Source organism: Paenibacillus sp. FSL P4-0338, from assembly GCF_038002365.1.
GTDB lineage: Bacteria > Bacillota > Bacilli > Paenibacillales > Paenibacillaceae > Paenibacillus_AQ.
In genome coordinates this window covers 5,348,094-5,363,182 of sequence record NZ_JBBOCG010000001.1, presented here as the reverse complement: position 1 = coordinate 5,363,182, position 15,089 = coordinate 5,348,094, and the positions used below count along the sequence as shown (strand labels likewise).

Genomic DNA, 15,089 nt, shown 5'->3' with positions numbered 1-15,089 from the left:
TTCGCGCGGGAGGTATTTTTTTATGTCTACCCTCTCTACAGGGAGGGCCCCAGCCCTCTGGACACCCGGAAGCTTGGTGGATCTCTGTAGCTAGCGCGGAAGGAAGCGGGGTTCGGTGGTGGACCGACCCTGTTCGGCCTCCCTGCGGGATACACTTTACATCGGAGCGTTCTGCCTACAGGATACGGCTTTACGAGGGAGCGCTCTCCGTGCGGGATACACTTAACTGCACTGGTTACTGGCTATACAAAGTAGAATATTTTCGGATGGAAAATTTGGATAGCTGTATTCTATACAGTTATTTACTGGTATAATGTCCGCCCGGGCAGGTTAGTAGTACTTCATGTATTTATATCCAGATAAAACCTTTATAATATCTATTTACCTATACACATAAATGTATAAACTACATCTAAAACTAGTTTAAGGTAGATTTTCAACCATAAAAGTGTTCATAATACATTTATTTCAATGGTTTCACTGATTATATAACCCATTTATAAGTTCCAACTTGGTGTCAGCCTTATCCCTTATTCCCGCTCCAGGAGTTCATTATAAATATCGCGCTTGGACAGGCCACGGTCAGACGCTGCCTTTTTCATAGCATCCTTACGTGTTAAACCTGAGGCTTCATAATGAGCCACATGCTCCCCGGTACTAAGCTGGCGCCACCAGGAAGACTCGGCCAACTCCGCCTCCTCTTTACTCTCTCCCTCAAGTACGATCACGTATTCGCCAAGCGGGGGATGCTCCTCCAGCCAGGCCAGACACTCCTCAATGTTTCCGCGCAGGAACTCCTCATACCGCTTAGTCAGCTCACGAGCCAGTGTAATCCGGCGGTTGCCGAAGGCCTCCTGCAAATGAACGAGTGTCTTGGCAACGCGGTGAGGTGATTCATAGAAGAGAAGTGTCCCTTGGGCAGAACGCAGAGGTGCCAGAACAGCCCGGATATCCTTGCGCTCCCTAGGCAGGAAGCCGATGAATGTGAAGCTGGCGGTAGGCAGTCCTGAGGCAATCAAAGCCGACAATGCGGCATTCGCCCCAGGCACTGGAATCACCGGAATCTGATGGCTGACAGCCAGAGCTACCAGATCGGCACCAGGGTCGGAAATCGCCGGCAGACCAGCATCGCTGACAAGTGCCAGATTTTTACCTTCTATTATATAGCGTATCAGCTCCGGCCCACTGGCCGCCTTGTTATGCTCATGGTAACTGAACAGCATGGACGGTGTAATTTCAAAATGGCTCAGCAGCTTACGCGTCTGCCTCGTATCCTCAGCGGCGATAATATCGCATTCCTTCAGCATGCGCACTGCCCGGTAAGTCATATCCTCCAGATTGCCGATCGGTGTAGCCACCAGATACAGGCACCCGCATCCTTCGGGCTTCGCTCCGTCATGGTTGTTTTGAAAGCTGCTTTGGCATTGTATGGTCATTGGCTCGTATCCTCTTTGTTTCCGTAATAAATATCCATAATCTCAGGGCAATATTGATTGTCCTCATTATATACGATTAAAGGCGGTTGTAAACGCACCTCGGGCTTCCCGTCACGCGCAGCCTCAATCAGAACCATATTCGCTTCCAGATGGGCGCGGGGATGCACAAAGCGGATCAGCTTCGGCTCCAGCCGGTGCTTCCGCATCAGACTGATAATATCTACAAGGCGCTGCGGCTTATGCACCATGCTGACTTTGCCTCCGGTACGGACCAGCCGGACACAGGCCTGAATGACCTCCTCCAGAGTACAACCGATTTCATGACGGGCCATCGCCTGATGGGAATTCAGCTTCAGATCACTCCCGTTCAGCGGCATATAGGGGGGATTCACCGTGATCGCATCGTATACGCCATAGCCCGCTGTAAGATGAAGTTCCCGCAAATCGCCCTCATGAATTTGTACCTTCTCTTCCAGACCGTTAAGCGATACACTACGCCGGGCCATATCCGCCAGACGGGGCTGAATCTCGATTCCTTCAATAGAAGCCTTCGTCCGTGTAGACAGTAGCATGGGAATTACCCCGTTACCCGTACACAGGTCAAGCACCCGTCCGCGCGGCGGTACACTGGCGAACCGTGCCAGCAACACGGCATCCATCGAGAAGCTAAATACTTCGTCACTCTGGATAATTCTCAGATCATGGGTGAGCAGATCATCAATCCGTTCTGCTTCATGCAAGGATACAGGTGTATTGTTCATTGAATGGGTCATTGTAATCTCCTAAAAGTTTTTGTTGAGCATATGCTTCAATCTGTATATTCTTCGAAACAAAACTTACTTCGGAAGCATAGCCTTACATTCAAAAAAACCGTAGGCGACAATCTCCTACGGCTGGATATCCTCATTTATTAAGAAAAGAAAGGCAGAACAGACAATCGCCTTCCGTCCGCAAATGCCCAAAGTAGACATTGCAGATGTGGAAGCCTTCGTGATACAGCCGGGCCAGATTATCGTAGCCTTCCCCGACAACCTCCTCTTTCCCTTCGGCAGCAAGTATAGCCTCCGCCTCTGCAGACAGCGCGGCCTTATCTACAGGCGCTTCCCTTTTCAATATGATACGAAGTTGCTCGTTCTCCAGACTCAGCTTCTGATTCGCTTCCATCAGCTCTTTGACCGTCTGCTTCCAATCGCTCAGAGTGGTGCGCATCTCATCCATCTGCGCTTCCATCTCCTGCATGTGTATAAATATATTTTTCTTCTCCAAGTTTCCACCCCGAAAGTAACCTTATAATGGTTTACTTGACGACAACATCATCCATTGGAAGTTCTTTAACTTTACCCACTTCAAACAGCTGCACATGAACCGTGCGGCTACCGGCATTGATACCGACTACCTTGCCGTCACCCAGTGAAGTAACGACCATTTTGCCTACGGCCGGCATTTCTTCCTTCGTGCTCTCATAATTATCATGCTCAAACTTCAGACAACACATCAGCCGTCCGCATAATCCCGAGATTTTGGTCGGGTTAAGCGACAGATTCTGATCCTTCGCCATCTTGATGGACACCGGCTCGAAATCACCAAGCCAAGAGGAGCAGCAGAGCACACGTCCGCATGGTCCTAGTCCGCCCAGCATCTTGGCTTCATCACGCACACCAATCTGCCGGAGCTCAATGCGGGTACGGAAAATGCTGGCCAGGTCCTTCACCAGCTCGCGGAAATCCACGCGTCCCTCGGCCGTGAAATAGAAAATAATCTTGTTGCGGTCAAACGTAAACTCCACATCCACCAGCTTCATTTTGAGGCCATGATCGCGGATTTTATTTAAACAGGTGGTAAAAGCATCCTTCGCTGCACCCTTGTTCTCTTCCACCACGCGCGCGTCGGTCTCGCCGGCAATACGCATGACTTTCTTGAGCGGCAGTACAACGTCTGCTTCCTGCACCTCTTTTTTGCCTACGACAACCTTACCGTATTCGACCCCTCTTGCAGTCTCAACAATTACGCATTGATCGCGTTCAATCGGGAAATCAAGCGGATCGAAATAATATATTTTACCCGCTTTTTTGAAGCGGACACCTACTACGCTGTACAAAAATTAACCCCCTTGTTTGACGGTAAAGGAACCCTTAAGCAAGACTGCTTCCCTGATGATCCATGCTTGTCCTTCCTCGTCCGCTATACCCGGTCTTTCCAGGGCTGAGGATTATATCCCGGAGGATCTATTATAAATAACCCGAACCTCTAGCTTTCCAGCCGGATTAAAAACTGCTCCAGACACAGCTGGGCATTGGCATTGGAACGCAGCTTCCGCTTGCTCTCCGCCGCATATTCCATATAAGCCACCCACTGCTGCGTACTCCTCTGACGGGCAGCCCTCGAAATAAAGTCTAACTGATCTATGAAAACGATACTTTCGTGCTTTCGGTACAGGAAGTAGAGCATATCTTTGAACCATAAGTGGAACATGCTGAATAGAGTATCCAAATGTTCACCAAGTCCGGTCTTGAACAGCTTCGAACCCGCGGTTGCCACCGCAGTGCTGCCCTTGCCCAGAGACTCCTTCGCTAATTGTAACACTAGATTTCTCATTTCTGCAAACCAATTCTGTGCCAAAAGTTCCCTGCAGCCGTCAAGACCGGCAGTCAGCGATACCGCGCATCGCGCCAGCGGCACCGGAACCCCTTCGCCGGACAACACCTGCAGCATAATATCTGGATGCAGCGGGCTAAACGGAATGCGCTGGGTTCTGGACTGGATCGTCGGAAGCAGGGAACTGCTGTTATCCGAAATCAGAATACCAACCGCCGGGGCTGGCGGCTCCTCCAGAAATTTCAGCAGACTATTGGCGGCTTGCACCGTCATTTTGTCCGCTCCTTCTATAATATAGACCTTCGGGTTAATCCCTTCCGAGCGGTAGGAAAAAACACGTTGAAGCTCACGAATCTGGTCGATCTTAATACTGGCCCCATCGGGACGCAGCAGGGTCAGATCAGGATGATTGCCATGCTCCACCTTGCGGCATTCCAGGCACTCTCCGCAGGCATCATCCTTGCTGGCGGTACAGAATATCGCCTGGGCGAACGTCAGTGCCATCTTCACCTGCCCGCTGCCTGCCGGACCCGTGAACAGATAGGCATGGCTGACAGCATCCTTACGTAAGGCATTCTGAAGCAGCCGCTTGGCGTCCTCCTGGCCTAATAGTTCATGAAAAGACATAGGTTCCTCCAAGTTGTCAGAAAGAAAGATTAATCAGCAGCCCGCGGATCTCTCCAACCCGTCCCAGGAGATCGATCCGGCCCTGCTCGCTGTCGAGCAGATCATCTGCCATATTCAGCAGAGCGGCATCAACCTCCTCAAGCAGCTTGTAGCGTTTGCCGCGGCCCCGCCGGTCCCAGCCTTTGGTGTCCTTCAGCATCACTCCACGGCGGGCCGTCTCCTCCAGAAACCGTTTGATCAGGTTCCGGTAGATCGACAGCTCACGTACAGTCATGGATTTGGAGAGCCGGTCGCCTTGCAACTGGATATCTTTAATCTGACGGTTCAACTCATCTATAGTTTTCTGCTGGCTTTGCTGTTGAAATACATCGTTGAAGTTTTTTTGCTGGACCGGCCGCCTCTCAGCCTCCGTGGTCAGCATTTCGCTTTTTAAGGGCCTGTAGCCCGGGTTGATTTTCAAGGATATCTACCGCCCTTATGGTCTAATGCTCATTATGCTCAATAATGCTCGAAACGATCGACGGGAAGTACGAATACGGTAGCTCCGCCCACCTGCACTTCGACAGGAAGCGGCAAATAGGAATCTGTCGTGCCGCTCATCGGCGTGACCGGAGTGACCAGTTGCTCACGCACTTTGCAGCTGTTACGGATTACATTGAGTACTGCGTCTACCTGAATATCATCTACCCCAATCAAAAAGGTAGTGTTACCCGCACGGAGAAATCCGCCTGTACTGGCCAGCTTGGTGGCGCGGAAGTTCGCCTTCACCAGTTCACTGGATAGCCGGTTGCTGTCTTTATCCTGGATAATTGCAATGATCAAATTCATCTTCGTATCCCCTCCTATTAGTTATGTTCACAGGCTTTCCGCACAGCATTAGTTCAATCTGCAGAGAAGCCCTGTTCATTCATTATACCTCTATGTTCTATTTGACAAAACACCTTAGAAATCCTTTAATATCCTGTCCTTCAGTACACGTACAATATCCTGCTCCACCATATGGATGGGACGATTGGCATCAAGCACTACAATCCGCTCCGGATCGGAGCCGATAACCAGCTCATAGCCCGCTTTTACCTTCTGGTGGAACTCAAGGCTCTCCAGATCCAGCCGGTTCACTTCCCGGTTCTGATTGGCGGCAATCCGAGATAGGCCCACTTCAGGATCTACATCCAGGTAAAAGGTAAGATCGGGCATTCTCCCGCCAGTCGCAAACCGGTTAATCCCCCGCACCTCTTCGATGCCCAGCCCTCTGGCGTAACCCTGGTAAACCAGACTGCTATCTACAAAACGGTCGCAGAGCACGGTAATTCCCTCCTGCAAGGCAGGCTCGACTACCTGCGCCAGATGCTGGCTTCTTGCTGCCGCATATAGGAGTGCCTCTGTCCGGGCATCCATGGCCGTATGCGCCGGGTCGAGGATAATAGAGCGGATCTTCTCGGCAATCTCAATCCCTCCCGGTTCACGGGTGATTAAATAGGGCATGGAATGGTTCTGCAGATAAGCTGCCACCCTGCCTAGTACGGTTGTTTTGCCGGAGCCGTCGCCTCCCTCCAGTGTAATGAAGAATCCTTCTCGCTTCACTTATGCTTCTCCGCCCTTCTGAATGTTGTATACCTTAATATGCTGTAAGGCCGGATCAGTACAGGCCTGGAATTTCGCCCCGCCTGTACGCAGACGGATCAGCCTGTCACAGACAGACGCTGTAATGCTCTCTCCTGGATACAGGAGCGGAATGCCAGGCGGATAGGGAATAACCATCTCTGCCGCAATCCTGCCCACACTTGCCTCAAGCTCTATGCTCTCTGTCTCACCGGCAGCGACCGGCCGGGTTGAGAACGCAACCGGAGCTGATGCTGCCGGAATGTCAAAATTGTTCCACGTGGAAATATCGCCGGAGAAGGTTGAGTCCCCTTCTCTGCTATTATATGACACTGCCTGGGCTGCGTTCCGTGAGCTGGAGAAGGATTCTCCGCCTTGGGGAGCGGGAGCTGAGGCAGTGTCTGAGTAAGTAGACTGGCCGGGCCCAGCGGTAAGATCTAGACCAGAGACAGGTTCAGGATCAGAGATATGATCAGAGCCAGCAATATGATCAAGGTCTGATGAGGCAGTGGTCCCGCCTGTCTGCGGCTCTGCCAAGGAAGTCAGCGCTGCAATGTCCTGCAGCACTGTCAGCAGCTCCGCTGCCTCTTCAGCCTTCGAGCCGAGGCTGAAGGCCAGAACCACGTGCCGGTCGTCGCTCATCTCCGGCACGATTCCCCTCTCTTCGAGCCTGCGCTGCAGCTCGAAGCCCCCCAGGACCCCTGCGGCGTCATAAATGACCGCCTTAAAGGGGTCCTGGGTCACGTACGCCGCCCCGCGCAGCGGCGGCGTACTCGCTCCTGCGGCGCCCGCCTCGCCGCAGACAGGCTGCTGCAGCGAAGCCGGCTGCAGCAGCCCGAAGCGCGGCAGCGCCGCCAGGCCGCGCCGCAGGACATCCACGGCGGCGAGCCCCGCCGTGAAGGCACTGGCGCCCTGGCTGTGCAGCAGGCGCCGGGCCAGATCGAGCGAAGCCATCACGGGGTACGATGGGCTGGAGCTCTGCACCATGGCCAGGCGCTGCCGCAGCAGCGCGCGGTCCAGCCATGGCCCTTGCACATGCAGCATGGCGCCCATCGTCAGCGCGGTCAGCATCTTATGCGTGGACTGCACCACTCCGTCTGCGCCCCCGGCAAGCGCCCCGGCTGGAAGCGCCGGGTGCTGTCCGTAATGCGCCCCGTGCGCCTCATCTACCAACAGCGGCACGCCGCTTGTGTGACAGGCCTGCGCGAGGGGCGCAAGGTCAATGCCCATGCCGTAGTAGTTCGGCATTGTGACCATGACACCGGCTGCCTCCGGATAGGCATTCAGCGCCGCCTGCACCGTCTCAGCAGACGGAGCCACGGCGAGTCCGCTGCCCGGATCAATCTGCGGCTCCAGGAAGACTGCACGCGCTCCTGCCAGCATCAGTCCATGGATTACGGACTTATGGACGTTGCGCTGCAAGAGAAGCAGCCTTCCGGGCTCTGCACACACCGTCAGGATCAGAGCCAGATTGCCGGCGGTGCTGCCACCCACCAGCATATAACTCTCCTCCGCGCCATAACAATCGGCGGCCAACTCCTGTGCTTCCCTTATTACCCCTTCCGGATGATGAAGATCATCCGTTCCGGTAATCTCCGTCACATCGTAACGCATTACTTCCGTGAGATACCCCGCACTCTCTGCACTGACAGTACGCCGGTAAGCCTCCCCGTTCTTGTGTCCCGGCACATGATAAGATATATTACCCTTAAGTCTATATTGTTCCAGCATTTCGTATACAGGTGCCCTGCCAGGCTGTAGCTTGTCCATAGATTCTTCCTTCCCTGGGGGTTACCTTCTATTTTAACGCAATTACACCCAAACGCCTATCACTTCCGCAAGGGACCCCACAAGCAATAAAACGGCTCCCCTCACCCGGTCAGGGCGGAGAAGCCGTTAAGAGGAACTTTGTATTTGCAGCCAACGCGACACAGATTCACCGCCCGCTCTTTATATGTTGCTTGTTACAGGTACTGCAATTCGTGCATTAAGCATGCATACGCAGATTGATCTTCTTCATCCGGCTAATGAAAAAGTTGTACTTCACATCCTCAGCCTCCGTACGCACCATCTCACTCTCACAGTCTTCACAGATGAAATGCGAGACAATCACAATGCCCTCTTCCTTTTCCTGCCCGCAGATAATGCAAGCCTGCCCTGTTTGCTGTTCCATTTTCATCCCACCTTGACTCTTTTAAGAACAGTATGGTACACCTTCTATCATTTTAAACCTTTTCATAGTTTTTTCCTAATCCTTCATAGCCTAAAATATATATATTCGCCTGATACCCATTCTGTGAATCTGAGCCCGTTGTTTAATAAAACACAGGAGCAGGCCGATAATAATAACAAGAGAACTTGCGAGGAGGTCCGAATTCCAGGTATGGAACCAAACACCAAAGGTGCCGCTACATTCTATCAATACAAGCTTATCAAAAAAATTACTATTACAGCATTACTGCTGCGGGTCTATATCACCCTACCCTTTATATGTCTTGTGCTCGAAAGTGTCTTTCTCTCCTGGCTGAGTATCCTGTTCATGATTATAGCCGGACCTGTCATGCTGTGGATTCAGTATGTCATCTCACGCTCCGTCCTGCTGATTAGCGGACACCCTATCGCCAAGCGCTGGAAATTGTCCCTGCGCCTGCCCTGGCCCGGTTACATGCCTGATCAATATATCAATTACGGCATCTTCCGCTCCGTACAGCTGCATAACCTCTGGATCGGTCTTTGTATAGCCGCACTCTTCATCGTCTGGGCTCCGCCCGCCTTCACGGCTTCGCTGGCGGTATGCCACCTGTGGCTGCTGCTCCCCCGTCTGTATGCGCTGCTGCGGTTAAAGAGTGTAGCCAAAGATGGGATGCTCAAGTTCAATGCAGCAGACGCCTCCTATTACGCCCAGTGATCCCAACCAGATATACATAGCTCTGTATTTAAGCGGCCAAGCATGCACACAAAAAATCGCCATCCATAACCGGACGGCGATTTTTTATCTGTTCTTCAAGCCTTTGGTTGTGACCTTCTTTTCCTTCGGAATCATCACGATGAAATAGTCATCATGCACGGTCAGATGTACAATAAGTCCTTCTTTCTGAAAAACACGGGAGCTTCCGGAATCGTCTGCTTTCTGTTCCTGCTCTTCCCAGCCCCACGCCTTAATGGCAGCAAGATAAGGCTCCGGAACGCCTTTCTTCTCCTTCAACCCCGGCAGGGAGTACCGTACATAGTCCATAGCTACGTTTGTAGTTGTTCTGTCGGGTGAGCTTGCCTCTTTGGGCACGGGGAAGTCTTCCTCATTAAGTGCACCGTTAAAAGTCTCCCAAGCCGGCTCCTTCGTTCCGCAACCCGCCAGCATTACTCCGACTATACAAAGAATAACTAATATCCACAAAGGTTGAGTTCGCTTCATACCTTAAATCCTCCTTACCTCTACCATGCATCTAAAGACGCAAGAAAATTCCAAGATAGAATTTATACGTAGTTCATTCGTATTAAGGCTTTTGCTTATTTATTGCACTTTCCCATTATACTTGGAACCATCGCCTCGTCGGTAACAAAAATGTCACTCGTTTGTAAGCGTTTTTATACTAAAGCGCCATACCCCTTCCCGCTTTTTATATACGCGGATATACAAAAAAGCCATTGTCGACAATTCGACAATGGCTCATGTGTGCTTGGCAACGTCCTACTCTCCCAGGACCCTTCGGTCCAAGTACCATCGGCGCTGGAGGGCTTAACGGTCGTGTTCGGGATGGGTACGTGTGGAACCCCTCCGCTATCGCCACCAAACATGCGTCTGTGAAACAGACGCTGCCGCTAGAAATTCGGTTCATCACGAATGTGTGAATGAATTTCGTTGCGTTCAGGAACTTGATTCCTGAAAACTGAATCCGAAACAAATCTGCGTGATAGAAATTTGGATAAGCCCTCGACCGATTAGTATTGGTCAGCTCCATGCATTGCTGCACTTCCACCTCCAACCTATCTACCTCGTCGTCTTCAAGGGGTCTTACATACTGGGAAATCTCATCTTGAGGGGGGCTTCACGCTTAGATGCTTTCAGCGCTTATCCCGTCCGTACGTAGCTACTCAGCCATGCTCCTGGCGGAACAACTGATGCACCAGCGGTACGTCCATCCCGGTCCTCTCGTACTAAGGACAGCTCCTCTCAAATTTCCTGCGCCCACGACAGATAGGGACCGAACTGTCTCACGACGTTCTGAACCCAGCTCGCGTACCGCTTTAATGGGCGAACAGCCCAACCCTTGGGACCTACTTCAGCCCCAGGATGCGATGAGCCGACATCGAGGTGCCAAACCTCCCCGTCGATGTGGACTCTTGGGGGAGATAAGCCTGTTATCCCCAGGGTAGCTTTTATCCGTTGAGCGATGGCCCTTCCATGCGGTACCACCGGATCACTAAGTCCGACTTTCGTCCCTGCTCGACTTGTAGGTCTCGCAGTCAAGCTCCCTTATGCCTTTGCACTCTGCGAATGATTTCCAACCATTCTGAGGGAACCTTTGAACGCCTCCGTTACTCTTTAGGAGGCGACCGCCCCAGTCAAACTGCCCGCCTGACACGGTCCCCGTACCGGGTTACGGTACTAGGTTAGAACCTAGATACGATCAGGGTGGTATCCCAACGGCGCCTCCAGCGAAGCTTGCGCTCCACTCTCAACGGCTCCCACCTATCCTGTACAGATCGTACCCAAATTCAATATCAAGCTGCAGTAAAGCTCCATGGGGTCTTTCCGTCTTGTCGCGGGTAACCTGCATCTTCACAGGTATTAAAATTTCACCGGATCTCTCGTTGAGACAGCGCCCAAGTCGTTACGCCATTCGTGCGGGTCAGAATTTACCTGACAAGGAATTTCGCTACCTTAGGACCGTTATAGTTACGGCCGCCGTTTACTGGGGCTTCGGTTCACAGCTTCGGGTTTAACCCCTAACCACTCCCCTTAACCTTCCAGCACCGGGCAGGCGTCAGCCCGTATACTTCGCCTTACGGCTTCGCACAGACCTGTGTTTTTGCTAAACAGTCGCTTGGGCCTTTTCACTGCGGCCCCCTCGGGCTATTCACCCTACCGAGGCACCTCTTCTCCCGAAGTTACGAGGTCATTTTGCCGAGTTCCTTAACGAGAGTTCTTCCGCGCGCCTTAGAATTCTCTTCTCGCCTACCTGTGTCGGTTTGCGGTACGGGCACCTTCTCCTGACTAGAGGCTTTTCTTGGCAGTGTGAGATCATGACCTTCGCTACTATAATTTTCGCTCCCCATCACAGCCTGGCCTTAATAGTGTGCGGATTTGCCTACACACCAGCCTCACTGCTTAGACGGACATCCATCAGTCCGCGTCACTACCCTCCTGCGTCACCCCATCGCTCATAGCGGATTACGGTGGTACAGTAATTTCAAACTGTTGTCCTTCGACTACGCCTTTCGGCCTCGCCTTAGGTCCCGACTTACCCTGAGCGGACGAGCCTTCCTCAGGAAACCTTGGGCTTTCGGCGGATCAGATTCTCACTGATCTTTTCGTTACTCATACCGGCATTCTCACTTGTATGCTGTCCAGCGCTCCTTACGGTACACCTTCAACCCACATACAACGCTCCCCTACCCCAGATGCAAAGCATCTAGCCATAGCTTCGGTGGTGTGTTTAGCCCCGTTACATTTTCGGCGCAGAGTCACTCGACCAGTGAGCTATTACGCACTCTTTCAATGGTGGCTGCTTCTAAGCCAACATCCTGGTTGTCTGTGCAACTCCACATCCTTTCCCACTTAACACACACTTGGGGACCTTAGCTGATGGTCTGGGCTGTTTCCCTTTTGACAATGGATCTTAGCACTCACTGTCTGACTCCCGGCAAGAAGTTAATGGCATTCGGAGTTTGACTGAGCTTGGTAACCCTTGCGGGCCCCGCACCCAATCAGTGCTCTACCTCCACCACTCCATTCACCGAGGCTAGCCCTAAAGCTATTTCGGGGAGAACCAGCTATCTCCGAGTTCGATTGGAATTTCTCCGCTACCCCCACCTCATCCCCGCATTTTTCAACATGCGTGGGTTCGGGCCTCCAGTGCGTGTTACCGCACCTTCACCCTGGACAGGGGTAGATCACACGGTTTCGGGTCTACGTCCACATACTCAGTCGCCCTATTCAGACTCGCTTTCGCTGCGGCTCCGGCTTCTCACCTTAACCTTGCATGTTAAACGTAACTCGCCGGTTCATTCTACAAAAGGCACGCCATCACCCATAGAAAGGGCTCTGACTTTTTGTAAGCACACGGTTTCAGGTTCTATTTCACTCCCCTTCCGGGGTGCTTTTCACCTTTCCCTCACGGTACTGTTTCACTATCGGTCGCCAGGTAGTATTTAGCCTTAGCAGATGGTCCTGCTGGATTCATACGGGGTTTCACGTGCCCCGCACTACTCGGGATCCGTCTCGGAGAGAACACAGTTTAGGCTACAGGGCTTTTACCTCTATCGCGGGCCTTTCCAGACCTCTTCGCCTACCATATTCCTTTGTAACTCCATGTGAGACGTCCCACAACCCCAAGAGGCAAGCCCCTTGGTTTAGGCTGTTCCGCGTTCGCTCGCCGCTACTGACGGAATCACTATTGTTTTCTCTTCCTCAGGGTACTTAGATGTTTCAGTTCCCCTGGTCTGCCTCTGCGTATCCTATGTATTCAGATACGAGTAACTGCGAATTACCACAGCTGGGTTTCCCCATTCGGACACCCCCGGATCAAAGCTTGCTTACAGCTCCCCGAGGCAGTTTCGTTGTTCGCCACGTCCTTCGTCGGCTCCTGGCGCCTAGGCATCCTCCGTGTGCTCTTAGTAGCTTAACCAACGTTCCGGTGTTTTGCTTGTTTGCACAATCAAAAACCTTCACTTTGTAGCAACTAATAACTATTTCCACTTGCTTACACAAGTTTCAGCTAAAAGATGTTCTAAAACGCAAATTCGTTTCGGTATCCAGTTTTCAAGGATCAAGGTAAAGATGAGAGCTTAAACTCTCAAAACTGACCAACGAGTGAGTAACAGGCCTAAACCTGATTGGTGGAAGCAAGCTTCCGATTTGAATGTCTTCATTGCAGAAGACGATTCTCCATAGAAAGGAGGTGATCCAGCCGCACCTTCCGATACGGCTACCTTGTTACGACTTCACCCCAATCATCTACCCCACCTTCGGCGGCTGGCTCCCTTGCGGGTTACCCCACCGACTTCGGGTGTTGTAAACTCTCGTGGTGTGACGGGCGGTGTGTACAAGACCCGGGAACGTATTCACCGCGGCATGCTGATCCGCGATTACTAGCAATTCCGACTTCATGCAGGCGAGTTGCAGCCTGCAATCCGAACTGAGACCGGCTTTGCTGGGATTGGCTCCACCTCGCGGCTTCGCTTCCCGTTGTACCGGCCATTGTAGTACGTGTGTAGCCCAGGTCATAAGGGGCATGATGATTTGACGTCATCCCCACCTTCCTCCGGTTTGTCACCGGCAGTCACTCTAGAGTGCCCAGCTTAACCTGCTGGCAACTAAAGTCAAGGGTTGCGCTCGTTGCGGGACTTAACCCAACATCTCACGACACGAGCTGACGACAACCATGCACCACCTGTCTCAACTTTCCCCGAAGGGCACCTGATGCATCTCTGCTTCGTTAGTTGGATGTCAAGACCTGGTAAGGTTCTTCGCGTTGCTTCGAATTAAACCACATACTCCACTGCTTGTGCGGGTCCCCGTCAATTCCTTTGAGTTTCAGTCTTGCGACCGTACTCCCCAGGCGGAGTGCTTACTGTGTTAACTTCGGCACCAAGGGTATCGAAACCCCTAACACCTAGCACTCATCGTTTACGGCGTGGACTACCAGGGTATCTAATCCTGTTTGCTCCCCACGCTTTCGCGCCTCAGCGTCAGTTACAGCCCAGAAAGTCGCCTTCGCCACTGGTGTTCCTCCACATATCTACGCATTTCACCGCTACACGTGGAATTCCACTTTCCTCTTCTGTACTCAAGTCACCCAGTTTCCAGTGCGACCTCAGGTTGAGCCCAAGGTTTAAACACCAGACTTAAATAACCGCCTGCGCGCGCTTTACGCCCAATAATTCCGGACAACGCTTGCCCCCTACGTATTACCGCGGCTGCTGGCACGTAGTTAGCCGGGGCTTTCTTCTCAGGTACCGTCACTCCGGCAGCAGTTACTCTACCGGACGTTCTTCCCTGGCAACAGAGCTTTACGATCCGAAAACCTTCATCACTCACGCGGCGTTGCTCCGTCAGGCTTGCGCCCATTGCGGAAGATTCCCTACTGCTGCCTCCCGTAGGAGTCTGGGCCGTGTCTCAGTCCCAGTGTGGCCGTTCACCCTCTCAGGTCGGCTACGCATCGTCGCCTTGGTGGGCCATTACCCCACCAACTAGCTAATGCGCCGCAGGCCCATCCCCAAGCAGCAGATTGCTCCGCCTTTCATTCTCTCCTCAGGAGAAAAAAGAAATTATCCGGTATTAGCTACCGTTTCCGGTAGTTATCCCAGGCTTGAGGGCAGGTTGCCTACGTGTTACTCACCCGTCCGCCGCTAAGTCTGAAAGGAAGCAAGCTTCCTTTCAGACTCCGCTCGACTTGCATGTATTAGGCACGCCGCCAGCGTTCGTCCTGAGCCAGGATCAAACTCTCCAAATTGGTATTTAGAAAGAGCGATTGCTCATTTTGAAACATCTGACGAGAATTTACATTCTCTAATTTGGATCTCACCGAAGTGATTTCCCACTCACTCGTTGTTCAGTTTTCAAAGATCAAGCTCGTTGTCAGCGCCGCTTATCGCGTCACCAGCAAC

12 protein-coding genes and 3 rRNA genes are annotated in these 15,089 nt (G+C 52.3%); 1 reads left to right on the top strand and 14 read right to left on the bottom strand.

The genetic code is table 11. The features are described 5' to 3' along the window. Nucleotides 1-530: 530 nt before the first annotated feature. The 10 genes from rsmI to MKZ07_RS23680 form a co-directional block, all read right to left on the bottom strand. Entirely contained in the window at nt 531-1,436 is a 906-nt protein-coding gene (gene rsmI / locus MKZ07_RS23725; protein ID WP_036696369.1) for a 16S rRNA (cytidine(1402)-2'-O)-methyltransferase, read from the bottom strand. After that, nucleotides 1,433-2,209, bottom strand: a complete 777-nt coding sequence (locus MKZ07_RS23720; protein ID WP_156949656.1) for a tRNA1(Val) (adenine(37)-N6)-methyltransferase — start codon at nt 2,207-2,209, stop codon at nt 1,433-1,435. The genes rsmI and MKZ07_RS23720 overlap by 4 nt, the downstream gene beginning before the upstream one ends. Before the next feature lie 130 nt (nt 2,210-2,339). Continuing rightward, nucleotides 2,340-2,702 (bottom strand): initiation-control protein YabA, encoded by a 363-nt coding sequence (locus tag MKZ07_RS23715; protein WP_036696367.1) that lies wholly within the window; start codon nt 2,700-2,702, stop codon nt 2,340-2,342. 31 nt (nt 2,703-2,733) lie between these two features. Next, nucleotides 2,734-3,534 (bottom strand): PSP1 domain-containing protein, encoded by an 801-nt coding sequence (locus MKZ07_RS23710; RefSeq protein WP_036696365.1) that lies wholly within the window; start codon nt 3,532-3,534, stop codon nt 2,734-2,736. Nucleotides 3,535-3,683: 149 nt separating this feature from the next. Continuing rightward, nucleotides 3,684-4,658, bottom strand: a complete 975-nt coding sequence (holB, locus tag MKZ07_RS23705; RefSeq protein WP_341027820.1) for a DNA polymerase III subunit delta' — start codon at nt 4,656-4,658, stop codon at nt 3,684-3,686. A 16-nt stretch (nt 4,659-4,674) separates the two neighbouring features. Continuing rightward, on the bottom strand, nt 4,675-5,118 hold the full coding sequence (locus tag MKZ07_RS23700; protein ID WP_036696360.1) for a YaaR family protein: 444 nt from the start codon (nt 5,116-5,118) through the stop codon (nt 4,675-4,677). Between the two features lie 38 nt (nt 5,119-5,156). After that, nucleotides 5,157-5,486 carry a cyclic-di-AMP receptor gene (locus tag MKZ07_RS23695; protein WP_036696358.1) on the bottom strand — a complete coding sequence of 110 codons (330 nt, stop codon included), beginning with the start codon at nt 5,484-5,486 and terminating at the stop codon, nt 5,157-5,159. Nucleotides 5,487-5,600: 114 nt separating this feature from the next. Continuing rightward, nucleotides 5,601-6,242, bottom strand: a complete 642-nt coding sequence (gene tmk / locus MKZ07_RS23690) for a dTMP kinase (RefSeq protein WP_036696355.1) — start codon at nt 6,240-6,242, stop codon at nt 5,601-5,603. Further along, the gene (locus tag MKZ07_RS23685) at nt 6,243-8,030 is read right to left on the bottom strand and encodes an aminotransferase class I/II-fold pyridoxal phosphate-dependent enzyme (RefSeq protein WP_036696353.1); all 1,788 of its coding nucleotides are present in this window, start codon (nt 8,028-8,030) and stop codon (nt 6,243-6,245) included. A 217-nt stretch (nt 8,031-8,247) separates the two neighbouring features. Next, nucleotides 8,248-8,433, bottom strand: coding sequence for a sigma factor G inhibitor Gin (locus MKZ07_RS23680; protein ID WP_036696352.1), 186 nt, complete (start codon nt 8,431-8,433; stop codon nt 8,248-8,250). A gap of 210 nt (nt 8,434-8,643) precedes the next feature. On the opposite strand from MKZ07_RS23680, the gene MKZ07_RS23675 reads away from it, so the two are divergent. After that, nucleotides 8,644-9,168, top strand: coding sequence for a hypothetical protein (locus MKZ07_RS23675; protein ID WP_036696350.1), 525 nt, complete (start codon nt 8,644-8,646; stop codon nt 9,166-9,168). 84 nt (nt 9,169-9,252) lie between these two features. Here MKZ07_RS23675 and MKZ07_RS23670 read toward each other — a convergent pair whose 3' ends face one another. The 4 genes from MKZ07_RS23670 to MKZ07_RS23655 all read right to left on the bottom strand — a co-directional run bounded on the left by MKZ07_RS23670 (nt 9,253) and on the right by MKZ07_RS23655 (nt 14,935). Further along, nucleotides 9,253-9,672, bottom strand: coding sequence for a hypothetical protein (locus MKZ07_RS23670; protein ID WP_036696346.1), 420 nt, complete (start codon nt 9,670-9,672; stop codon nt 9,253-9,255). A gap of 263 nt (nt 9,673-9,935) precedes the next feature. Further along, nucleotides 9,936-10,052, bottom strand: a 5S ribosomal RNA gene (gene rrf / locus MKZ07_RS23665). A gap of 127 nt (nt 10,053-10,179) precedes the next feature. Further along, nucleotides 10,180-13,108 (bottom strand): 23S ribosomal RNA (locus MKZ07_RS23660). A 266-nt stretch (nt 13,109-13,374) separates the two neighbouring features. Then, nucleotides 13,375-14,935: ribosomal RNA gene (locus MKZ07_RS23655) — 16S ribosomal RNA — on the bottom strand. The 16S, 23S and 5S rRNA genes sit together here, the layout of an rRNA operon. Nucleotides 14,936-15,089: the final 154 nt, after the last annotated feature.

What these genes read in the sequence shown, in the direction of transcription:
- rsmI (WP_036696369.1), bottom strand. Translation starts at nt 1,436, where the DNA reads ATGACCATACAATGCCAAAGCAGCTTTCAAAACAACCATGACGGAGCG.
- MKZ07_RS23720 (WP_156949656.1), bottom strand. Translation starts at nt 2,209, where the DNA reads ATGACCCATTCAATGAACAATACACCTGTATCCTTGCATGAAGCAGAA.
- holB (WP_341027820.1), bottom strand. Translation starts at nt 4,658, where the DNA reads ATGTCTTTTCATGAACTATTAGGCCAGGAGGACGCCAAGCGGCTGCTT.
- MKZ07_RS23695 (WP_036696358.1), bottom strand. Translation starts at nt 5,486, where the DNA reads ATGAATTTGATCATTGCAATTATCCAGGATAAAGACAGCAACCGGCTA.
- MKZ07_RS23685 (WP_036696353.1), bottom strand. Translation starts at nt 8,030, where the DNA reads ATGGACAAGCTACAGCCTGGCAGGGCACCTGTATACGAAATGCTGGAA.
- MKZ07_RS23680 (WP_036696352.1), bottom strand. Translation starts at nt 8,433, where the DNA reads ATGGAACAGCAAACAGGGCAGGCTTGCATTATCTGCGGGCAGGAAAAG.
- MKZ07_RS23675 (WP_036696350.1), top strand. Translation starts at nt 8,644, where the DNA reads ATGGAACCAAACACCAAAGGTGCCGCTACATTCTATCAATACAAGCTT.
- MKZ07_RS23670 (WP_036696346.1), bottom strand. Translation starts at nt 9,672, where the DNA reads ATGAAGCGAACTCAACCTTTGTGGATATTAGTTATTCTTTGTATAGTC.